19 protein-coding genes are annotated in these 23475 nt (G+C 53.0%); 6 read left to right on the forward strand and 13 right to left on the reverse strand.

Annotated elements, in window-relative coordinates; genetic code table 11:
• Window positions 1–85: 85 nt before the first annotated feature.
• On the forward strand, window positions 86–988 hold the full coding sequence (locus tag OB87_RS02715) for a LysR family transcriptional regulator (protein ID WP_033567872.1): 903 nt from the start codon (window positions 86–88) through the stop codon (window positions 986–988).
• 69 nt (window positions 989–1057) lie between these two features.
• Here OB87_RS02715 and OB87_RS02720 read toward each other — a convergent pair whose 3' ends face one another.
• From OB87_RS02720 to OB87_RS02735, 4 genes are all read right to left on the reverse strand, one after another.
• Window positions 1058–2332, reverse strand: coding sequence for a Glu/Leu/Phe/Val family dehydrogenase (locus OB87_RS02720; RefSeq protein WP_033567873.1), 1275 nt, complete (start codon window positions 2330–2332; stop codon window positions 1058–1060).
• Window positions 2333–2437: 105 nt separating this feature from the next.
• Window positions 2438–3703, reverse strand: a complete 1266-nt coding sequence (locus OB87_RS02725) for a cation:dicarboxylate symporter family transporter (RefSeq protein WP_200884261.1) — start codon at window positions 3701–3703, stop codon at window positions 2438–2440.
• A gap of 118 nt (window positions 3704–3821) precedes the next feature.
• The gene (locus tag OB87_RS02730; RefSeq protein WP_235425222.1) at window positions 3822–5051 is read right to left on the reverse strand and encodes an aminotransferase class I/II-fold pyridoxal phosphate-dependent enzyme; all 1230 of its coding nucleotides are present in this window, start codon (window positions 5049–5051) and stop codon (window positions 3822–3824) included.
• Entirely contained in the window at window positions 5051–5707 is a 657-nt protein-coding gene (locus tag OB87_RS02735; protein ID WP_033567987.1) for an RraA family protein, read from the reverse strand. Before OB87_RS02735 ends, OB87_RS02730 begins: the two co-directional genes overlap by 1 nt.
• A 147-nt stretch (window positions 5708–5854) precedes the next feature.
• Here OB87_RS02735 and OB87_RS02740 point away from each other — a divergent pair, with 147 nt between their 5' ends.
• Window positions 5855–6754 carry a LysR family transcriptional regulator gene (locus OB87_RS02740; protein ID WP_033567874.1) on the forward strand — a complete coding sequence of 300 codons (900 nt, stop codon included), beginning with the start codon at window positions 5855–5857 and terminating at the stop codon, window positions 6752–6754.
• 21 nt (window positions 6755–6775) lie between these two features.
• Here OB87_RS02740 and OB87_RS02745 read toward each other — a convergent pair whose 3' ends face one another.
• Window positions 6776–7849, reverse strand: a complete 1074-nt coding sequence (locus OB87_RS02745) for a LacI family DNA-binding transcriptional regulator (protein ID WP_033567988.1) — start codon at window positions 7847–7849, stop codon at window positions 6776–6778.
• A gap of 267 nt (window positions 7850–8116) precedes the next feature.
• Here OB87_RS02745 and OB87_RS02750 point away from each other — a divergent pair, with 267 nt between their 5' ends.
• The gene (locus tag OB87_RS02750; RefSeq protein WP_033567875.1) at window positions 8117–9388 is read left to right on the forward strand and encodes a maltoporin; all 1272 of its coding nucleotides are present in this window, start codon (window positions 8117–8119) and stop codon (window positions 9386–9388) included.
• A gap of 114 nt (window positions 9389–9502) precedes the next feature.
• Here the strand turns inward: OB87_RS02750 and OB87_RS02755 are convergent, their stop codons facing one another.
• The 6 genes from OB87_RS02755 to OB87_RS02780 form a co-directional block, all read right to left on the reverse strand.
• Window positions 9503–9817, reverse strand: a complete 315-nt coding sequence (locus tag OB87_RS02755; RefSeq protein ID WP_033567876.1) for a PTS transporter subunit EIIB — start codon at window positions 9815–9817, stop codon at window positions 9503–9505.
• Window positions 9818–9934: 117 nt separating this feature from the next.
• Window positions 9935–11992: a beta-galactosidase gene (locus tag OB87_RS02760; protein ID WP_033567877.1), complete on the reverse strand. Its 2058-nt coding sequence runs from the start codon at window positions 11990–11992 to the stop codon at window positions 9935–9937.
• Window positions 11993–12188: 196 nt separating this feature from the next.
• Window positions 12189–13388: a glycoside hydrolase family 53 protein gene (locus OB87_RS02765; RefSeq protein ID WP_033567878.1), complete on the reverse strand. Its 1200-nt coding sequence runs from the start codon at window positions 13386–13388 to the stop codon at window positions 12189–12191.
• A 5-nt stretch (window positions 13389–13393) separates the two neighbouring features.
• Entirely contained in the window at window positions 13394–14260 is an 867-nt protein-coding gene (locus OB87_RS02770; RefSeq protein ID WP_033567879.1) for a sugar ABC transporter permease, read from the reverse strand.
• Window positions 14261–14270: 10 nt separating this feature from the next.
• Entirely contained in the window at window positions 14271–15578 is a 1308-nt protein-coding gene (locus OB87_RS02775; RefSeq protein WP_033567880.1) for a carbohydrate ABC transporter permease, read from the reverse strand.
• A 74-nt stretch (window positions 15579–15652) separates the two neighbouring features.
• On the reverse strand, window positions 15653–16885 hold the full coding sequence (locus OB87_RS02780) for an extracellular solute-binding protein (RefSeq protein WP_033567881.1): 1233 nt from the start codon (window positions 16883–16885) through the stop codon (window positions 15653–15655).
• Window positions 16886–17241: 356 nt separating this feature from the next.
• Between OB87_RS02780 and OB87_RS02785 the strand changes: the two genes are divergently transcribed.
• Complete coding sequence (locus OB87_RS02785) at window positions 17242–18351, forward strand: ABC transporter ATP-binding protein (RefSeq protein WP_033567882.1); 1110 nt, start codon at window positions 17242–17244, stop codon at window positions 18349–18351.
• A gap of 293 nt (window positions 18352–18644) precedes the next feature.
• Complete coding sequence (locus tag OB87_RS02790) at window positions 18645–19748, forward strand: M20 peptidase aminoacylase family protein (RefSeq protein ID WP_033567883.1); 1104 nt, start codon at window positions 18645–18647, stop codon at window positions 19746–19748.
• 253 nt (window positions 19749–20001) lie between these two features.
• On the opposite strand, the gene OB87_RS02800 is transcribed toward OB87_RS02790, so the two are convergent.
• A complete protein-coding gene (locus OB87_RS02800; protein ID WP_033567885.1) occupies window positions 20002–20337 on the reverse strand; it encodes a hypothetical protein in 336 nt (111 codons plus the stop codon).
• 604 nt (window positions 20338–20941) lie between these two features.
• On the opposite strand from OB87_RS02800, the gene pelI reads away from it, so the two are divergent.
• Window positions 20942–21982: a pectate lyase PelI gene (gene pelI / locus OB87_RS02805; RefSeq protein ID WP_033567886.1), complete on the forward strand. Its 1041-nt coding sequence runs from the start codon at window positions 20942–20944 to the stop codon at window positions 21980–21982.
• Window positions 21983–22080: 98 nt separating this feature from the next.
• Here the strand turns inward: pelI and OB87_RS02810 are convergent, their stop codons facing one another.
• On the reverse strand, window positions 22081–23169 hold the full coding sequence (locus tag OB87_RS02810) for an iron-containing alcohol dehydrogenase family protein (RefSeq protein WP_033567887.1): 1089 nt from the start codon (window positions 23167–23169) through the stop codon (window positions 22081–22083).
• Between the last annotated feature and the right edge of the window lie 306 nt (window positions 23170–23475).

Below are 23475 nucleotides of genomic sequence, written 5' to 3' on the forward strand. Positions count from 1 at the left end.
AAAATAAAAAAAACGACTTAATGTTATTGTGTTTAATTCCAAAAAGAGATTTAATAAACCTAAAACCATTCATACTGGTGCAAACATGACATTCAAACAACTTGAAGCACTTTATTGGGTCGCGCAGTTAGGTGGTTTCCAACCTGCCGCACTAAAATTGCACACAACACAGTCAGCAATTTCAAAAAGAATACAAGAACTGGAAAATATATTAGGCATTCCGTTATTTGACCGAAACCAACGCGCTTCCCGATTAACAGAGAAAGGCGAGGAAATGTTAATCCTGGCGAAACGTATTCTGGATATGCGCGCCTCAGCATTAGAACAAATCAGCTCTCCTGATATTATTGAACGTTCAATTCGAATTGGTGTAACCGAATTAACAGCGATGACCTGGCTACCGCGTTTAGTTAGGCTGATACAAAGCCACTACCCTCGGGTCACTCTTGAGCCTGACGTCGATATGAGTATCAATCTTCGAGAAAAATTACTGACCGACCATATTGATTTAATGATTGTGCCTGATGCATTTTCAGAGCCGCAGTTGGTGTCCCAGCCGGTAGGAAAAGTCGATAATGTGTGGATGTGCAAGCCGGGTTTGTTTAATGATGCTGACGGTGCCCTTCGTCTGCACGAATTAGGGGAACATAAATTATTAATGGATAAATCAGGGCCGGGATTAATCTATCATCGTTGGTTTAAAATGGTCGGTTTCAACCCGGAGCATAAACTGGTAAGTAATAGTATCGTCGCATTACTGGCTTTGACGATATCAGGGTTAGGGATCAGTTATTTCCCTAAAAACTGCCTTCAAAGATTGGTTGATATGGGAATGCTGGTAGAACTGGACGTGACGCCGACGCTTCCCCCTGTCACTTACGTGGCCATATATAAATCAGACGTTCGCAGCGAGTTAATCTCATCGATTATCATGCTGGCACAAAACTGCTGCGACTTTAATACTATTCTTAGTGGTGATTTATCATAAAGATAAGTCGCTCTTACTCGGCCCATCCCTGGGCCTTGCCCTAAATCTTCAGAGCATAACCCCTGCTGTTTACCCTGGGTAAATGCCCCTTTCTTTCCGCGCGGTTAAAATACGCTCACAGGCGACAATATAAGCAGCCGTTCTGAGCGTGCACTGTTTTTCTGTGGATTTATCCCAAACGGCATGGATAGCGTCGCCGATAATTTTATCCATTCGTGCATTGATTTCCTCTTCGGTCCAGAAATAACTGGCGATATCCTGCACCCATTCAAAATAGCTGACAGTAACGCCACCGGCATTGCAAATGACATCCGGTACTACCGTCACACCACGTTGTGCCAGAATATCATCCGCATCGGGATACGTTGGCCCATTCGCCCCCTCAAGCACCAATTTACACTTGAGTCGCTGCGCCCGTGCGGCAGTAATTTGCCCTTCCAGGGCGGCCGGGACGATAATCTCGGCCTCCACATCCCAAAATAACTCATCAGCCAGTGGCTCCGCCCCCGGAAAACCGACGACAGCTTTATGTGTTTTCACCCAGTCCGCTAACGCGCCGAGATCCATACCATTGCCGTTATACAACGTACCGGAATGATCCTGTACACACACCACCCGTGCGCCAGCTTCGGCAAATAACACAGCCGCTTCACTGCCAACATTGCCGAACCCCTGCACCGCAACGCGGGAGCGGGCTACATCAATATTCAGCTTTCTGGCGACTTCCCTGCCAGTCACAAACACGCCGCGGCCGGTCGCTTTTACACGCCCTAATGAGCCGCCAAGATGTACTGGTTTGCCGGTTACAACGCCGGTGACGGTAGCCCCTACATTCATGGAATAGGTATCCATAACCCAGGCCATCACTTTGGCATTCGTGCCGACGTCAGGCGCGGGAATATCCTGCTGCGGCCCAATAATCAGGCTGATTTCGCTGGTGTAACGCCGGGTTAAACGCTCCAATTCGCTTTCCGACAGTGTTGCAGGGTCAACCCGAATACCGCCTTTCGCACCGCCGAACGGCAAGTTCAGTGCCGCCGCTTTGATCGTCATCCAGGCCGACAGCGCCATGACCTCGTTCAAATCCACATTCGGATGGTAACGAATGCCACCTTTACCCGGCCCTCGCGACAGGTTGTGCTGTACGCGGAAACCTTCAAAATGCCGAATCGTGCCGTCATCCATCACCAACGGGATATCAACGATCAGCGCACGCTTGGGGTGGCGTAACGTATCAACCCAGTGCGAGAGGTCACCCAGATAAGGTGCCACCCTGTCAATTTGCGCCAGGTAGGTTTTCCATGCATTAGCATCGTGATTGTTAACATAAGAAAGCTGAGACATGACCGAAAGCTCCTTTATTGCTCTTTTATACCCGTCATACTTCAAGTCGCGGGGGGTTGTCCTGCAACTTGAAGTATTTGTGGTATGGCGTGGTAATCGGCAGGATCATTGCCCACGGCTCAGAGCCTGCTGATGCCGTTGTACATCGAACTTACTTTCCCATTTCGCAATCACCAAGGGTGCCAATGCATTACCTAATACATTGAGTGCGGTATTGGGCATGTCCATTAATCGATAAACCCCGGCGATAAACGCGATCCCTTCCAGGGGGATACCAACGCTGGATAACGTTGCGGATAAAATGACAAACATAAATCCCGGTACACCCGCCGCACCTTTCGACGTGATTACCATCGTTGCAACCAGTACCAATTGATCCGATAACGAGAGATGAATGTTATAAATCTGAGCGATAAATAACGTCCCGATCCCCAAAAATAACGAGGCACCGTCCAGATTAAACGAATATCCCGTAGGAACGACAAAACTGGTAATCGATTTATCCGCACCAAAACGCTCTACCTTTTGCATCACTTGCGGCAATACCGAGGCAGAGCTGGCGCTTGAAAAAGCCAAAACCAATTCGCTACGAATAAATTTTATCAGCGAGAAAATATTGATACCGGCAACTCGGGCGATAATGCCAAAAATGACCAGGACAAATAACAGCGCAGTAATATAGGTCGTCACAATTAGCTTAATCAACGGCAGCAACGAGGCAGCGCCAAATGTCGATACCGTGACCCCCATCATGCCAAAAATGCCGATCGGTGAATACGCCATAATCATGTTAGTGACGCGGAACATCGCATCAGCAATACCTGAAAAGGTGGTTACAATGGCCTCTTTCTTCGATTTTTCCACCGAGCTCAACCCCAGGCTGAACATCACGGCAAAGAAAATCACCGGCAAGAGATTACCGTTCGCCATAGCAGAAATAATATTGTCGGGGATAATGCCAAGAATAACCTGTCCCAGCCCATGACCATGCGCTGCCGAACCAGCAACGGATATCGACGTTTTCACCATTGATGACATATCTACGCCTTCACCTGGCTTGACGACATTCCCCACCACCAGCCCGCACAGAATAGCGACCGTTGTCACACTGAGAAAATAGGCGATCGTTTTGGCACCAAGACGCCCCATAGACTTGCTATCACCGTGCCCGGCAATACCAACGATAAGGCAGGAAAATACAATAGGAATAACGATCATCTTCATTAACTTGATAAAGATATCGCCAGCAGGCTGCAATATCTGCTCAATAATCCAATGGCTGTATTCTTGATGTTGGTTCAAAACCAACCCAATACCGATACCGAGACAGAGCCCGATAATGATTTGCCATAACAAGGATATTCTTGGCATAGGTTTCCCCTAACTAGATTGGTTGTATTGTGTGTTTACTTTTATTTTTATTAATTTCCCCGGTCATCAACTCATGCCAGGGAATGACCTGGCATCATCTTTCTACGACAGAGATTATTTAACACATCGGTGATGCGTTCAGTTTATCGATAGCAGCGCGGATGCGTCGGCATCCTTCATTAATGGCATCCAACGAACTGGCAAAGGAAATACGTAAAAAGGGAGACATACCGTAAGCCCGGCCACCAACCGTCGCAACACCGCCGTCGGTTAACAGGTATTCGACAACATCGTCATCGCTTCCAAGTACTTTTCCCGACGCCGTGACTTTACCCAGTAACCCGCTGACATCCACATACAAATAAAACGCCCCGGCTGGTGGTGCAAAACGAATTCCGGGTATCTCACTTAACGCAGAAACAATCACGTCACGCCGTGCTTTATAGATCTCCAGCATGGCTTTCACCGGTTGCTGATCACCAGCAAAAGCAGCAACCGCCGCCGCCTGGCTGACCGACGCAGGGCAGGTCGTTGTCTGCGACAACAGTTTAGCCATAGCAGCAATCAGCCACGCCGGTCCAGCACCGAACCCAAGACGCCACCCTGTCATGGCATAGCCTTTAGAGGCACCGTTGACGATGAGTATGCGTTCACGCAGGTCAGGTGCCACAGCAGCCATGGAGATATGCTGATGCTCGCCATAAACAAAGTGTTCATAGATTTCATCCAGCATAATGAGCACATGTGGATGCTGACGCAGCACCGCGGCCAGCTCACGTAATTCATCCGCTGAATACACCGCACCACTGGGGTTATTCGGGTAATTAAGCACCACCCATTTGGTTGATGGCGTAATCGCTTTACTCAGCGCTTCAGGCGTCAGTTTGAACTGATTGACACTATCCCCTTCAATCACAACGGGAAAGGCGTCATTCAGTACGGCTAAATCAGGATAGGAAACCCAGTAAGGGGCATGAATGATGACTTCATCCTGCGCATTCAGCGTCGCAGCAAACGCGTGGAAAATAATGTGTTTACCACCACTGCCACACACGATCTCATCCAACCCATACGTCAGGTGATTATCGCGTTGCAGCTTCTGCGCAATGGCCTTTCTCAGCGCCACGGTGCCGCTTGCTGGCGTATAATGCGTTTCGCCTTGTCTCATCGCGTTAACCGCGGCCTCGATAATATGTTGTGGCGTATCGAAGTCCGGCTCACCAATCGTAAAATTGATGATGTCTTTCCCTTCACTACGTAATTTCCCCACCAATTCGTTGGCAGCAATACTGGGGGATGGTTTAATACGTTTTAAACGATAAGAAAGCAATGTCGAGTCAGTCATCATTACAAATACCCTTTTTCCTGTAATAGCGCGGTATACCAGGAAGCATCACCCGCTGCGATTTGCCGTTTAACCTGTTCTTCTTTTTCTGCATGACCGGCCGCTAACGATAGCAGTGACTCTTTATATTCATGGGCAAAACACACCACGCCATCTTCGTCGCCGACAAGAATATCGCCCGGTGAAATGACCTGCCCGCCAACACAAATCGGCGTATTAATTTCACCCGGACCATTTTTAAAGGGGCCTTTATGCGTGATGCTTCTGGCGTAACACGGGGTATTTTCAAAGCTGGCAACATCACGAATGGCACCATCGACAACAAACCCGACGCAGCCGCGACGAACACAATCCAGCTTGATTAACTCGCCAATGACGGCATTATTTTCATCACCTTGAGCATCAATCACCAGAACATGTCCCGGTTGAATCATGGTCATGGCTTTATAGACCAGCAAATTGTCGCCACCACGTACTTTTACCGTTAACGCTGTACCGATCAGTTTGCCGTTTTTATTTATCCGCTGGAGTCCTTTCACGCCAATATTACGCGACATATTATCGCTAAGATGGGGGGTCACCACATGCGCGAACGCGTCGCGTTCCTCAGCATTCATCGGGGAGATAGCTGGGTTAACAATGCTGCCAGGATTAGCCATAAATATCTCTAATATCAAATGGTTAAAAAGCATTAATCGTCATCGAGTCAGCCTGACTCACCCCGATAGTAATCGTAGACTTTCACCATTTTTAGCGATATTTTAACATGAAACACCATCACTTTTTTTCATGAAAAAAGAACGAGAATGATCACATTTAAGCAGATGGATGCCTTGATTTGGATTGTCAACATGGGCAGTTTTGAAGCGGCAGCCAGTAAACTCAACATGTCGCAATCCGCTATTTCCAAGCGCATCCATGAGATTGAAGCGGTATTTGATATCGAGATATTTGATCGTAAAAGCAGAAATGCCCGTCTGACACATAAAGGCCGGGAGTTGCTGGATTATTGTCAGGATATCGTCGCACGCCGTGATGCCATGCTGGAACGAATAAGCGATAAGAAAATCTTATTTAGCAACCTAAGACTCGGCGTTACGGAATTAACCGCCATGACCTGGCTACCAGGGCTAATTGAGAATATTCGCGCGGACTATCCTAAAGTTCTCATTCATCCGACAATTGATGTCAGTTTTAATCTATTCAATCAACTGACGAATGACCAACTGGATATTATTGTCATTCCGGATATTTACAACGACGCCCGGCTTATCACCACACCATTAAAAAGCGTGGAGAATGCCTGGATGTGTTCCCCAAATCTCATACCACCACATAAAGAACTGAGTCTGACTGACATCGCAGACTATTCCTTTTTAACACAGGGAACACAATCTGGCACAGGGCTGATTTATGAACGCTACTTTGCCAGCCGCAATGTGGTATTAAATAAAACGATTGTTTGCAGCAATCTCATTGCCCAAATTGGCCTGGCAATTGCCGGATTGGGTATCACCTACCTCCCTGCCCATGCACTGCGTCACTTAATTACCCAAGGGAAACTCGGCATTGTAAAACTGAAGCCCGCCCCGCCGCTGGTGCGCTATGCCGTTATGTATCGCTCTGATCGAAATGTGGGCCTGATTCCAGACATCGCCCATATCGCCGTTAATAGCTGCAACTTTGAACACCTCCAGCTGTCCTGACAGCAGGACAGCTGGCACCGGCTACTGGCTCAACCGATGCGCAATCAAGCGCAGTTCTTCGGCGATTTGCTGTAAATCACGCTGTTCATCAAGGCGGGGACCGGTGGAATTACGGATTACCAGCCGGGCAGGCAGGATGGACGACGATCGCTGCATGTCGCTGTCGTTGGCGTTCAGCAAACGGTGTACCGCCTCTTTGCCTTGCAGGTCGAGGTCCAGCGAGACAGTCGTCAGCGCCGGATGGAAGAACGAACTTTCATAGGTGCCGTCGTAGCCAATTACCGATTTCTGACCGGGGATGGTGAGTTGATTCTGGTGAAAAGCACTCAATACCCCGAGCGCCATTTGATCGTTAGCGACCAGTACCGCGCTGAATTGCGGCGTTTCCCGCAACATCTGCAATGCGCCAGCGTAACCGCTTTGCGCATCCCAGTTGCCGTGAATCACCGTTGTCGGCGTCAGGCCGTATCCCTCCAGGGTTTCCAGCCAGTTTTTCAGCCGCAAGCGTGCTGAAACCGAGCCAGCCGGTCCCGCCAGTAAAGCAAAATCGCGGTGCCCCAGTTCATACAGATACTTCACGCTGGCGCGCGTGCCGTCCGCCGGATTAAACGACACGTTGAACACCGAACTGTAGGGGTCAACGTCCAGAAACAAGCAGAGAATATCGTCATTGTCGGCGGCGATGTGCTCTGCTTCTTCCGTCTCCAGCGGCACGTTAATGATAACCTTATCAACCCGCTGTGACTTGAGTTCATTGATGGAATCCTGAATGCTGTGATTGACGTTCTCATCAATCATGGAGATCAGCACCTGATAGCCTTCCACATTCGCATATCTTTTCACCGCTGCCGCAACTTGTGACGGCGCGTGCAATGCCAGCGATGTCGTCACCAACCCCACCGTCATGCTCTGTTTGCCTACCAGTTGCTGGGCCAGCCGATTAGGAACATAGCGCAGCAGTTCGATGGACTGTTCTACCTTGCGGCGCGTGGACTCGGAGACATTCGCAGATTTATTCAATACCCGCGATACCGTCTGATAAGAGACGCCCGCATGGCGGGCAACATCTTCTAACGTAGCGCTTTTCGACTTCATGGTCAGGTTTCCCATCATGGTTTTACCGGGATTGTAACAGCAGGCCCGGCGAAAAAAACAGGTTCCGAACCCCACACAGCGCAAATTACACGAAAGTATTACGTTCACATATCAAAAACTCGTGACACGCATCACCAATCATTACAAAACAAAATGATTTATTTGCATTAAATCACAATAAAACAACGAATGCGTTGCTCGAAATTACGGCAAGGCATTTTATTAGACACGAATTGTGAACGTAGTACATAACAACAAGAGGCCGCCATGAACACCAAACTCCTTACTCTCACTACCGCACTCACCGCCATACTGACGGCTCCAGCATTGCTGGCAGCCGAAGCCACCACCGTCCCCATTGATTTTCACGGCTATCTGCGCGCTGGCGTGGGGGTGTCCAATGATGGCGGCATGTCACAATGGCAAAAAAACAAAGTAGGCCGTCTGGGTAACGAAAACGATACCTACGGCGAAGTCGAACTGGGCTCGGAGGTGTACAAAAAGAACGATGTCAGTTTCTACGTCGACAGCATGGTCAGCATGGTGTCGGATGGCTCCAACGATAACGAAACCACCATCGGTGATGACGCCCAATTTGGCCTGCGTCAGTTGAACCTGCAAATCAAAGGGCTGGTCCCCGGTGATCCTAACGCCGTGATCTGGGGCGGTAAACGCTACTATCAGCGTCACGATCTGCACATTATCGATACAAAATACTGGAATATCTCTGGTTCTGGTGCTGGGATCGAGAACTATACGCTCGGCCCTGGTGCGCTGTCGGTCGCCTGGATCCGCGGCGATGCCAACGCGGTTGATGACCGCATCAACGGTAATAGCAACGTCAATATCAACTATGCCGACATCCGCTACGCCGGGCTGAAACCCTGGAAAGGTGCCTGGACAGAGTTCGGCATCGACTACGCTATGCCGAACACCACCAAAAAACAGAAAGACTTCGGTGGCCTGTACGACGCGGACAACGGCGTCATGCTGACCGGCGAAATCAGTCAGGATATGCTGGGTGGTTACAATAAAGTGGTGTTGCAGTACGCCAACAAAGGGCTGGCACAAAACATGGTGTCGCAGGGCGGCGGTTGGTACGACATGTGGAACCAGGTTAACAGCGCCACCGGTTATCGCGCCATCAACACCGGCCTGATCCCGCTCACCGACCGGTTATCGTTCAACCATGTGTTGACCTGGGGTTCGGCTGACCACATCAACGAAGCGACCGACACCACCCGGCTGTTGTCACTGGTAGGACGCCTGCAATACCAGTTTACCGATTATGTGCGTGGCATTGGCGAAGTGGGTGCCTTCACCCAGAAAGATAACTTCAAAAACGGCACCTCGTTTAAACAAAGCGGTGAGAAATACACCCTGGCGCTGGCACTGGCGGCAGGCCCGGCATTTATGTCGCGTCCGGAATTGCGCCTCTACACCTCTTATCTGAACGACAGCCAGGACGGCAAACCGTTTAAAGATGGCACCGCCAATAACACCTGGAACGTTGGCGTACAGGTGGAAGCCTGGTGGTAACCAGCACCCGGAATATTCCCTTCTCCGGTAGTTTTTTCATCATTGTTATCTGAACATTTAGCGCTATGTTTTGAGGATAACCAGCCGGGTTATCCTCTTTTTATTTACAGTGTGTTATTCCGGCCGGGAGAAATGTTCCTCCAGTAATTTACGCAATGTATCCGACTGCTTACCGAATATGGCATGAACCTGTTGACCAAGAATAATGACGCCCAGCGCGCCTTCTTGCTGTAATCCTTGTGAATCAACCAAACTCAGGTTTTTTACCGTCACCCGCAGCCGGGTAATACAGGCATCGACCTGCTCGATATTATCCCGCCCACCAAATAACCGCAGCAGACGCTGAATCTGCTGTTTATCGTCGTCGCTTAATTCCGCCGTCGGTTTCGGGTGCGAAAAATAACGCATAACAGAATGCAGACTGACCATGAGCATACTCCTGTGAAGGTATCGTTCGGTATACGGCGACGCCCATCCGCACGGTGGGTCATCGCCCAGAAGAAAGCGCCCATGCCGGTAACGGCGATGGGCGCAGGCTGAACGCCGTCAGACCAGACGGCGACGAATCACCCGGCAATCCCAGGCGGAAAGGACCACATCCACCAGCGGCAACCCAGTCAGCATATCGCTATACCCGGAGGGCAACTGGATGGGCTGCGGTAATGCGCTGTAGTTTTCGATGAAGATAAACTCGTCGTCACCGTTGGTACGCCGGTGGGCCGTCACCGCCGGTGGCAGCGGGATATCCAACGCCCGAGGCAACGCCAGCTCACGGATAATGTTGGCGAAGAAATCGCGCTGGAACGGCAGACAGTTACGCGAGGCCACGTACCAGGCTTTCCCTGCACCGACGCAATTGACCGTCACCGCCGGTCTTCCGGCATAGAAATCATCACAATAACTGGCGAGCGCTGTGGCACTTTCAAGGTGGATCAACTCGCACAGGTGGCGCGCCTGATACGGTCCCTTCAGCCCGATATCGTTGTCCGCCAGCCCCAACACCCGGTTATATTCGCCATCGGCCAGACAGTCGATCTCTTCTGACCAGATACCCAACAGCGGGCGCAGCGGGCCGGGGAATCCGCCCTGATAACACAGGTCGCTTTCGTTAACGATGCCGCTCCAGTAGGTCACCACCACGTGCCCACCCTGCCGCACAAACTGCTCGACGCGCTCGGCAAACCCTGGCCGCACCATGTACAGCATCGGCGCAATCAACAGCCGGTAGCCGCTGAAATCGCAGTCGGCGTTGATGACATCGACGGCGATCCCCTGCTCCCAGAACGGGCGGTAGTGTTCCGCCACCGTTTTTTCGTACTCCAGCCCGGCATTGCGCGGCCCCTGCGCATCATCCATCGCCCAGCGGCTTTCCCAGTCAAACAGGATAGCCACCTGCGCCTCGACCCGGCTGCCCGCCACCGCATCCAGCTGCGACAAGATCTGGCCGAGTTGCGCCACTTCGCGGCCAACGCGGGTATCAACATGGCCGACATGATCCACCACCGCACCGTGGAATTTCTCCACCGAACCGCGGCTTTTACGCCACTGGAAGTACTGCACCGCATCCGCGCCGTGGGCCACCGCCTGTAGCGAGGAGAGAATATGCATCCCCGGCTTCTTGAGCTTGCTGAGCGGCTGCCAGTTGGTCACGCTGGGGGTCGATTCCATCAGTACAAAGGGTTTGCCCTGCTTGAGCGAACGCATCAGATCGTGAAACAGGGCGATATAACAGGCCAGCGTAACGTCGTCCTTGTCCCGGTGCCACATCGGGTAGCTGTCCCAGGAGATGAAGTCCAGCACGCGCGACAACTGCCAGTAGTCGTAATCGTAAAAGTACTCCATGAAGTTGGTGGTCGCCGGAATAGCCGGGTTCACCCGCTTCAACGGGGCGATTTCCTGCGCGCAGAAATCGGTCGCCTGTGCGGTGTTAAAGCGCCGCCAGTCAAGGTTCAGCCCGTGAATGGACACTTCGCCCTGCGGCGCGGGCGATTCAATCTGCGACCAGTCGCTGTAGGTATGGCTCCAGAAATCGCTCCACCAGGCGTGATTGAGGTTATCCAGCGTTTGGTAACGTGCCTGTAGCCAGGTGCGAAACGCCTGCTGACAGCGCTCGCAATGGCACTCGCCGCTGTATTCATTGGAAATATGCCAGCCGATCACCGCCGGGTGATGCCCGTAGCGTTCTGCCAGCAACGTATTGATTTTTTGGACCTTATCCCGATACACCGGCGATGACAGGCAGTGATTGTGACGACCACCGTGCAGCGCCGACACCCGATCACGCCCTACACGCAGTACTTCCGGGTAACGTTGCGACATCCAGGCTGGGCGTGCGCCGCTGGGGGTCGCCAGAAACACCGAAATGCCCTGCCGGTATAATTTATCGAGAACCTCATCCAGCCAGTCGAACCGGTACACGCCTTCCTGCGGTTCCAGTTTGGACCAGCTAAAAATACCGACCGACATGACATTGCATTTTACCTGTTTCATCATGGCGATATCGTCGTCAATAATGCCGGGGTAATTCTCCCATTGCTCCGGATTATAATCAGCGCCATGTAATAACCCTTCGACCTTCGGATTCAAAGGCGGGAATCGTTTCATAAAACATCCTTAAGACTGAATAGGCAGACGGTGTATTCCCTTTATTTCACGATGCAGGCAGGCGGCAACCACATCACCCCCAACAATAAGCCGGGGCCACCAACGCGCCTGCACGTGAAATATGCCGGGTGTATACCCAAAATAATTCGAGCTTCAATAGAACCAACGCATCTGCAACTTGAAGTATGACGGGTATTTATTTAAAGACTTTTATCGAAGGCAGTACCTCCCCCTGACAATTAAATAACGCCTGATTTTCACGGGCGTTGCCCAATTTCCAGTGGTCGTTGATGTAATTCATACCGGCTTCGGTGGCCCAGGTATTTCCCGGCGGGGTTATCCAGGTCGGCTCCCAATAGAACACGCCTTTACCGTGCTTTTTCGGTACGTCAATCACGCTTTGCATCAGGTCGCGGATGAAATCGGCCTGCCCTTGTACGGTGGCCGGGTAACCGCCCGCCGTCGCTTCCTTTTCACCAAAACTGTTTTCGGCGTTATCGCAGTTAGCCAGGGTGTAACCGTAGGCAGCCTCAACCACGATGACGTCCTTGTTGTAGCGCTGGCTGATGTCGTCCATGTTGGCTTTTAATGCGCTGATCGGGCCGTTCCAGTAGGTGTACATCGACAGGCCGATCACATCGAACGGCACGCCACGTTTGGTGATTTCATCAAACCACCAGCGGAAGGTGTCGTTCTTGGTGCCTTCCGCCAGATGAAGCATGATTTTGACCTGCCCCGGCGAGCTGAGATTTTCGCGCAAACCGGCGATGGCAGCGTTCAGCAAACCGGCCAACCGGTCGAATTCGCCGCCGCCCTGCCCCCAGCTTTTACCTTCCGGCCACAGGATGCCACCGTTGGCCTCATTGCCAATCTGCACCATATCCGGCAACACCCCTTCCTTCTTGAAACGGGCGATGGTGTCGCGGGTATAGTCATGAACGGCGACTTTCAGTTGATCGTAAGACAGGTTGGCCCAGGCTTTCGGCTTGAACTGCTTGCCGGGGTCGGTCCAGAAGTCGCTGTAGTGGAAATCCAGCAGCAGCTTCATGCCTTGCGCTTTGGCGCGTTTAGCCAGTGCCAGGGTGGTCGCCAGATCGTTATCGCCACCGCCGTAGGGGTGCCCGGTGCTGTCTTTTGGGTCTACCCACAACCGCAACCGGATGTAGTTAACGCCATTTTTTTTCAGCAGCGCTACCGGGTCGACGCGCACGTGGTTTTCGTCGTAAAACACACCGCCCTGACGCTCCACTTCCAGCAACGTGGAGATATCCGCGCCCTTGATAAAATCGGCCGGGACATTGCGCAGCGGTTTAATAACAACAGATTCCGCCGCCATGAGCGGCATCGCGCCCAGCGACAGGGAAACAGCCAGTAATGCGGGTATCATCTTTTTCATCGCGATTATCCTTTGGTACTGCCTGAGGTAAGGCCGGAGACAAAATATTTTTGCAGCATCAGGTAAAGCAGCGCGACCGGCACGGCAATCAGCACCGCGCCAGCGGCGTAGGTGGTGTAACTGGCCCCCATTTTCTGCGCCACCAGGTTGTACAGGCCGATGGGCAGGGTGTATTTGTCCGGGGTGCGCAGAATGGTGCTGGACAGGATGAAATCCCCCAGCGGACCGGTGAAGGAAAACAGCGCCACCACGGCGATGATTGGCTTGGACAAGGGAATAATGATCTCGATGAAAATGCGGAAGTTACCCGCCCCGTCCATGCGCGCCGACTCGTCAAGCTCACGGGGAATGGCGTCCAGATAGCCTTTCATCAAATAGGTGTTCATCGGGATCATGCCCGCGACATAAATCAGCACCAGCGCCAGATGGCTGTTGATCAACCCCAGCAACTGCGACAGCACAAAAATGGCAATCAGCGCGGAGAACTGCGGGATCATCTGCAACAGCAAAAACAGCATCAGCCCGTTTTGCCGCCCTTTGAAACGGAAGCGCGAAAACGCGTAGGCGGTGAAACTGACGCTTAGCAACGTCAGGATCATGGTCAGGAAGCTGATTTTCATCGAGTTCCAGTACCAGGTCAGGTAATTGACCTGGCCGTTAAACAGCTCCTCGTAATGCTGAAAGGACGGATTTTCCGGAATAATCGAGGTGCTCAGCAGGCTGTTGCCCGCATTGAGCGACGCCCCGACCGTCCACACCAGCGGGTAAATGATCACCACCGACACTGCGATAATCACCAGCCAGGACAGTGCCAGCCGAATGGCTTTCTCGCGTTTGATGCTGCTTTGTTTACTCTTGTGAGACGTTGCCATCACGTTCCCCTTACGCCATCTCATCGTTCTTGAATGACCGGGTCGCCCGGAATTGCCACAACGCCAGCCCGACCACGAAAATCGACAGCAGGATGGTGATGGTGGCGGCAATCGCATACTGAGACGACGACATCGTCAGTTTGTAAATCCAGGACACCAGAATGTCGGTGCCCCCGGCATTGGAACCGGCCACGGCGGGCCCACCGTTGTTGAACAGGTAGATGATGTTGAAATTGTTAAAGTTGAAGGTGTACTGGGTGATGATGATCGGCGCGATGGAGTACAGCACCAGCGGCAGCGTAATGGTGCGCAGTTGCGTCCAGCGGCTGGCACCGTCCATGGTGGCCGCCTCGTACAAGTCATCAGGAATGGCCTGCAACACGCCGGTGGTCATGGCGAACACAAACGGGAACCCGAGCCAGGTCTGCATCATGATCAACGCCGTTTTGGTCCAGAACGGGTCGGTCAGCCAGGCTTTCGGGCTGATGCCCACCGACGCCAGAATGGCATTATTGATGACACCGAATGAGTCGTTGAACATACCGGCGAACACCAGAATGGTGACAAACCCCGGCACCGCCCACGGCAGAATGAAAATCGTGCGGATCAGCGGCTTCAAGCGTAGATCTTTCTGGTTAACCAAAATCGCCAGCAACACGCCCACCGTGCACTGCAACGTGGTCGCCAGCAGCGTCCAGACCACCGTCCACTGCAACACGTCGAAAAAGGTCGAGCGCCAGATGCTGAGGGTAAAAATGCTGACGAAGTTCTTCATCCCAACCCACTCCACCAGTTTGGCAGGCGGTGTGTGGTACAGGTTGTAGTTGGTAAACGCGATGGCGAAACCGAACAGGATCGGGAAGATCACCACGAACACCAGCAGAATAAAGCCGGGGGTAATCATCAGGTAAGGAAAGCCCTCACTCAGCAGCAGCCGGTATTGCTGCCGCACGCTGTTCAGCGCCAGCCCATCATCCCGCCGTTTGCCATTACGCCAGGCATCGTTGATCGACAAGGCGTAAATCAGCACACCAAAGGCGATAATCAGCAGGCTGATGATCCCTTCCGCCAGCAGGAAAACCGAATTGTCGCGCGGCACCTCTTCCCCCAGGGTGTACACGCCCCACAGGCCGGTACGCAGAAAGTCATGAAACACCCCCAGATAGCTGCCGAGCAGCACCAGAAAAATCATGCCCTTCGCCCACTGGCGATGATAAAACTGCCCGCCGCCGGGCAGCACCGCGCATAACGCCGCGACCCAGGCGTGGCGTCGGGTGCGTTTTTCCCCGGACAGGGGTTCGCCGGAACTGATAATCACACGCTGCTCCTTACTAGTCGCGGGAGGCAGCCCTCCCGCTCGGTGTGGCCTACTGCGTTAACGGATGACGGTTATTACTGATTGCTGGCCTGCATCGCCTCGACCTGCATCTTGATTTGCTTCACGGCGTTATCGAGCGCCGCTTTCGGCTCCTGTTTGCCGGTCATGCTCAGCTCCAGCGCCGCGTTGGCTGGCCCCCAAACCTCGCCCATTTCCGGAATGCCCGGCATCGGCACGGCTCTGGCGGCCTGGACGGCAACCGCGCTGGCTTTCTCGTCGTTTTTAATCAGCGGATCATCAATCATGCTTTTTTGCGGCGGGATCTCACCGGTGCGTTGATAGCGAATCTTCACGTAGCGCGGCTGGTTGATGAATTCGATAAACCGTTGTGCCAGCGCGTTGTCCTTACTCCAGGTCGACACCACATACCCTTTCACGCCGAGGAACGAGCTCATCGGTTTGCCGTCTGGCAGCAGCGGCAACGGTGCCACACCGTAGTGAATACCAGCGGCTTCATAGGGCTGGAATGCCCAGGGGCCGTTGATCACCGCCGCCGCTTTTTTCTCAGTGAATAGCGAATCGATGGCGTTCAGCCCGTTATCGCCGATGATCCCCGCCGGAAACAGCTTATCGGCGTAAAACTTACGCAGCAGTGTCACCGCATCCACCGCGCCTGGCGTGTTCAGGCCGATATCCAACGGATTGAGGCTGCCTTTGTTATTTTTGCCGAAAATGTACCCGCCCATCGGCCCGATAGCGCCCCAGCTGTAGTAGATCTGATCGAACTTCGCCAGCAGCCCGAACTTATTCTGCGCCTGCTGCTGGCGGGAAAAGTCATACCACTCTTGCAGGCTGGCTGGCGGTTTGCTCACCAGTTCCTTGTTGTAAATCAGCACCAGGGTTTCCACCGCTTTTGGCAGGCCGTACACCTGGTTGTTCATGCGAAATGCCGCCATCGACGCTTCGGTGAAGCGGTCTTGCTCGGCCTGGTCAAGTTTCAGTGGCGCAATCAACCCCTGCACCACCGCACCGCCCAGTTGATCGTTAGGGATCACCAGCACATCGGGGCCGATGCCCGCCGGGCCGTCCAGCCGCAGTTTTTCCAGTTGCTGGGCATACGGCATTTCTTGCAGGTTCACTTTGACGTTGTACTGTTTTTCAAAATCCCCGATGGCGTCTTTGATGCCGTCTGATTTCCGGATATCTTCCCAAACAGTCAGCTGCTGCGCGGCATGTACCGAAAAGGCCGCCAGTTGGCCGACAGCGGTGGCAGAGAGAAGCAGGGCGGTAAGCGTTTTGGTTTTCATTATCGACCTCGTGTGAAGGTATAACATTTTTAAGCAAAAAACCTGGCACTTCGCATTAACAAAAACACCGTGGCTGATTTTATGGGGCATTCAACACCCGTTTTTTCACCAACGATGATGTTATACGCTACGCTAACCATAGGGATATGACGACAGGAAAGTGACTATTGTGTGATCACAATTGCAGAAATGAAACATGCCGATAGGGCGCTAAAAACAAGGTGGTTATAGTCATCTCAACGTAACAGCGCCGTCAGGATTACCACAAAATTTGTTATACGTAATACATAACCTTGTCAGCGCTACCCGGCCCGCCCCTGCGGTCACCGTATTGATAACCCGTTGAGGAAAAACGGATGTCCAGCATATGCTTAAAAAATGTCACTAAACGCTTTGGCAAAACGGAAACGCTGCACAACATCAATCTGGATATTCAGGCGGGTGAATTCGCGGTGTTTGTCGGGCCTTCCGGCTGCGGCAAATCGACATTGCTGCGGATGATCGCCGGACTGGAAGAGATTAGCGATGGCGACATTCTGATTGATAACGAAGTGATGAATGACGTCGCCCCTGCCCACCGCGGCGTGGCGATGGTGTTTCAGTCCTACGCGCTCTACCCGCACATGACGGTGGCGGAAAACATGGGCTACGGGCTTAAGGTCAACAAGGTGCCGAAGGCAGAGATTCGCCATCAGGTCGAGATGGTCGCGAAAACCTTGCAGTTGTCCCACTTGCTGGACCGCAAACCCAAACAGCTGTCCGGCGGCCAGCGCCAGCGCGTCGCCATCGGCCGCGCCATTGTGCGCAATCCGAAAGTGTTTATGTTCGATGAACCACTTTCCAACCTTGACGCCGAACTGCGGGTCGACATGCGCCTGCACATCGCCAAGCTGCATCAGGAGCTGAAAACCACCATGGTGTATGTCACCCACGACCAGGTGGAGGCGATGACGCTGGCCGACAAAATCGTGGTGATGAACAACGGTAAGGTGGAACAAACCGGCTCACCGATGGCGCTGTACTACAACCCAATTAACCGCTTCGTCGCCGGTTTTATCGGTTCGCCCAAAATGAACTTCCTGCCCGCCACCGTCGTCGCCTGGCAGCCGCATCAATTAACGGTAACGCTGACGGCGGATAAAACGCTGACGCTGGATATTGAGACTACGCCGCTACAGCCCGGCGACGCCATTACGCTGGGCATTCGCCCGGAACATCTTGGCATTCAGCCATCACATCAGGCCACGCTGGCCTTTCAGTGCGAAGTGGTGGAACGGCTGGGCAACAACACCTACCTGTTCGGCCAGTGCTACGGTCACGATGGCGTCAAAATCCTGCTGCCCGGCGACGTGCAGTTCCGCCCCTGGCAGGCGATTACCGTCGGTTTCGACGCCGCCCACTGTCTGGTGTTTGACGCCGAGGGTTTGCGCATCAACGCTGACGCTATCGTCCCTGACATGCACTGACGTCATCACCACCGCTCCCAACGGGCACCTGTCAGGTGCAGGCCATGCCCCGGTTCGGTGAAGATAAGTATCCTGATAGGGCATGGCGTTACCTTCTGGCGAAAGGGGGGTTATCATGCTGGCAACGCACGGTAAGCCTGCCCATCCACAACATCGAAAGTGCTCCAGACCCTGTTCCCTATCGCCCTGGGTTTCGGCTAAGCCGGTATCGCGTTCATCGCACATCATTTTCATCTGGCATAACTCTTGCTGCACGCTGACCATCATTGTTGACGAACACCAAGAGGGACGTCATGTCCAACGTACTCGATCACTATCGTTACCTGCACACCATTCCGGAACTGGGATTTCAGGAGTTCAAGACCGCCGATTATCTGGCTGCGCAACTGGACGCCGCAGGCTACCACCTCACCCGCGGCGTCAACGGCACCACCGGTATCGTGGCGGAATTAAATAGTGGCGTGCCCGGCCCGGTGCTGGCGTTGCGCGCCGACATGGATGCATTGGGTCACATCATTGACGGCGAATTCTGTGCCCGCCATACCTGCGGACACGACGCCCACGCCTCCGTGGTACTGACCGCGGCTCAAGAGCTAATGCGCGATGGTGTGGTAAAAAAAGGACGGCTGAAGATCCTGTTTCAGCCCGCCGAAGAGCTGGGCACCGGAGCTATCGCCCTGGTGGAAGGTGGCGCTATTGACGACGTGGACATGATCCTCGGCTTTCACTTGCGACCGGTAGAAGAGTGCCGTCTGGGCGAGGCAATACCGGCGATGTACTATTCCGCCAGCAGTACGCTGGAAGTCAGTTTTCACGGCCAACCGGCGCACGGCGCACGACCGCATCTGGGGGTGAACGCACTGGAAGCTGCCGCCAACGCGGTCATGGCGGTGAAAGCGGTCCCGCTGGCACCACACCTGACCTGGAGCGCCAAAGCCACCCGTTTTCTGTGTGATGCTGGCGTGACCAACTCCATTCCTGATAGCGCCACGGTGTGCTGGGACTTGCGTTCGTCACAGAATGACGCGATGGACGAGTTAAAGGCAAAGGTGATCCGTGCCATTGAGTACAGCGCGGCGGCTTACGGGGCGACGGTCGAAATCAATCTGCTAAAAGAGATCCCGGCGGCGGATATTCATGACGATGCGACGGCGCTTATCAGCGCAGCTATCCGGGATGTGCTGGGTGAAGCCGGTCTGGCCGCCCCCAAAAGCACCGCAGGCGGAGAGGACTTCTTCTTCTACCCACGACTGAAACCCCAGGTTAAAGCGGGCTTCTGGGGGCTGGGCACCAATCTCAAACCGGGGCTGCACCATCCGGATATGCACTTTGAATTATCGTCGCTGGAAACCGGCGTGCAGGTATTCAAACGCTGCGTGGAAAGGATGTTGGGATAATCTCAGGGCATCCCCGGCAATGAGCCGGAGATGCTTATCAGGAAAGACTTATCCCCGTCATACTTCAAGTTGCAGGTGTGTTGGCTGCGTTACTCGGCCCATTTCATGGGCCTCGCCCCTTCGGGGCCGCTGCAAGCAGCGTTCAAATCGGCTTACGCCAATTTGTCATTCACCCGAATCACTTACCTGTGTAAGCTCATCGGGATTCACTCTCTTGCCGCCTTCCTGCAACTCGAATTATTTTGGGTATAGATTATTTAATCAGCCTCCATGAATCGGCTTCCTGAATGAAGGTCAAATTAACGATCTCTTTTTTATTGCCAGCCAAGGGTAATGACACATCTAAATCAATATTACACTGATAAATTTTATTTTTACTTTTGATGCAGTTCAGTTTTTTTAGCGAATTAACTTTAAGCACCATTTCGTCATTAAAAAGCGTACCGACTTTTTTTTCAATCTCCTGATTCGTTTGAGCCGCCATCTCATCAACAGCGTGCCGAATATCCTGTTCGGTCGGCTCATTACCGCCACACCCCGATAACATAACAGTCATCAACACACTAAAAGCGGCTTTATTTATCATCATCACAGATATCCCTATTAAAATGTGTATGAACCCCTGGAGATGCCTATTCAGCAGCAAAGCGACACCTCTGAATATATCTGTCGTTTTTCGCATTGCAGGCGCGTTAAGTCCTTTGCCTCCGACATGGCCGCATGTTTGTCATCAGGGGTTCTTCCATTCGGCTCCCGGCCGACACCACACGACGCCCTTGTCGCTAGCTGCCAGCAAAACCCTCAAAAATAAACAAATTATTCACATTGCAATAACCACTGAATAAACGTTATGACGGTATTATCATAGCGCCGGGCGGCACATAGTTATTCACCTTCGCTCTTGCAATAGAAAAAAAATCAATAACACGGCCATGAAAAAAAGATCTTCATCACATTCATTTTTTATAAATTACTCAGCTTTCAAAAATAAAGATGACGAAGATCTCATTTTAAAACAGAAAGTAAAATAAATAACATTCACATCAGGTTATTTTTCAAAACAGCGGTTTATTTTTCTGGCACTTTTATTTTTTTGTTCTATAGTGAACACGATACTTTCAGGAAGCCCCTCTTTTATTTTTTTCTCTCAATTGAACGAGAGTCAATATCTGTGGGATTTACAAGGAGATTGTATGTTTAAATATGTAATACCTCTGTGTGCACTCACTCTGGTGGCCCCCTCATTCGCCGCCCAAACCACGCTGATGATGACCCAGAAAAGCGATGTTAATTATCTGGGCTGGTCCACCGATGAAAGTAAAGTAGCTCGCCAGGAAGTTTATCGCGGCACCACCAGCAACCCGGACCTGCGTGAACGTATCGCCGTGCTGGATGCGGAAACCCGTACCTTCCAGGATGCAGATACCAATAGCGGCGTCAATTACTGGTACTGGGTGGATGTGGTCAGCGATACGCAAAACCAGACTGCATCGAATGCCGTGACTACCGCGCCGAGCACTGGCCCGCTGCGTGCAGCGAAAGCCAGTTCCGAGTGTAAGCCGGGTGCTACATTCGAAAACCGCACGGTGGACTGCGGCGGTGTAACCATCGGCACCTCTTGCCCGAATGACAGCGATAAACAAAAACCGCTGATCATTTTGAAAAACGCCACGGTGAAAAACCTGCGTATTTCTGCCAAAGGCGGTGCAGACGGCATTCACTGCGACAGCGGTAACTGCACCATCGAAAACGTGATCTGGGAAGACGTCTGTGAAGATGCCGCAACCAATAACGGCAAAACCATGACCATCATCGGCGGGATCGCGCATAACGCCAACGGCGGTTATGGCGGCAAACCGGACAAGGTGTTGCAGCAGAACGCTAAAAATAGTACCACGGTGGTAAAAGGCAATTTCACCCTGACCGGTGAGCACGGGAAGTTGTGGCGTTCATGCGGCGACTGCACCAACAACGGCGGTCCCCGTTTCCTGAACGTTGACGGACTGATTGTCAATGGCACCATCGGTAGTATTGCTGGGGTCAACCGCAACTACGGTGATGTGGCAACCCTTAAAAACATCAAGATCAAAAACTATAAAGCAGGCAAACCGAAGGTTTGCGAAGAGTACATCGGCGTCGAAAAAGGCAACGGCGAAAGCAAGAAGTACAAAGAAGAAGATCAATGGAATACCGCCAACTGTAAAGTTAGCCGTTCAGATGTGACCAAACTCTGATAGGGTCGCCTGACTGATTGAAACACAACATGGGCTTCCTCAAGTATCAAACAAAGACCGGGCTACCCGCCCGGTCTTTTTACTGCCAGTGACACAGTTTACCCTGCCACACGGGCTGCCAGCGCCTCCACCCGGTGCATCGCCTGGTGTACCTGCTGCTCCGTCACAGTAAACGGCATCGCCGCCATATCCGGCGCATCAACCGAGGCGCGCACGATCGCCGCCAGCTCCGCCTCCGACAAATCCGGGCAGATCGCCGCCAGCGTCAACGGCACCGCACAAGCCTGAGCCAGCCGAATCGCCGCCAGCAGTTCTTCATCGCTGCGCTGCTCCAGCGCCAGCAGGCACAGATTGCCGAAGCCGACCAGCAGGCCGTGGCCGAATTCGCGAGTCTTGTCACAGACGGTAAACCCTTCGTACAACGCATGAGCCGCCGCCGCGTGCGCGCCGCTGGCCATCAGCGAAGTCAGCCCGGCGAACAGGAAGATAGCGTCCAGCACCTGATCGAGCGCGTCGTTATGCTGCCCGGCCATTACGGCGCGACAAGCATCCTCACCGTACTGTTCGATCAACCGAAAGCAGATTTCGCTGTTGGCACGCGACGACGCGGCAAAACCGCTGCCGTTGCCACCGCGATCAATAGCGCGGAACTCATACCATTTTGCCAGCGTATCCCCCAGCCCGGCGGCCAACCAACGCAGCGGCGCCCGCGCCAGCAGCGCACTGTCGATAACCACCGCCGCCGGTGCCACCGGCAGATGGTATAAATCGTGGAAATGGCCGTCGTCGTGATAACGCACCGACAACGGCGTCACCGCAGCGCAGGTCGCCGCAATCGTCGGCAACGTCACCACCGGAATGCCGCACTGGAAGGCCACCGCTTTACCGGTGTCCAGCGCCTTGCCGCCGCCGACCGCCAGCAACACATCGCTGTCTGTTTCGTGCACCCGCACGCACAAGCGTTCAATCTGGCTGACGCTGCACTGCTCGCCAGACCACTCCACCGCGGTCAGCGTCACCCCAGCCTGTCGCAGTTGGTCAATGATCAACGTCTGCGCCGCCGCCAGGGCCTGGTGCCCTCCCGCGACCAACACCCGACGCCCGAGACGGGCGCACACTCCGCCTAACTGTTGACTGACACCCGCGCCACGCAACACCGTGGCCGGGAAGAAAACCTGTTGTGTCATCTTTATCGCTATTCCTGTTAGTTATGATTGCGGCTAATGGCCTCATGGGACACGGCCCTGCCCCTGCGCGACCAATACATTCCCTTCATCAAGCAAACACCATGCCATTGATAGCCGGTTCCTCGCGACAGTTCGCTTAGTTTCATCATGGCGTGAGGATGGTTTTTATCCAGTACGCGCATGGCGACGTCAGGGTTAAGGCCAAAGCCGTCGGCGAAGGAGTGGATGCTGCGCACATCGGTATTTTGCTATTTTTGACTAACCTTTTTTTCTCTGACAGACTCAGTACATCAAGATGGTATGCCC

The sequence above is a fragment of the Dickeya undicola genome, from assembly GCF_000784735.1.
GTDB classification, from domain to species: Bacteria; Pseudomonadota; Gammaproteobacteria; order Enterobacterales; family Enterobacteriaceae; genus Dickeya; species Dickeya undicola.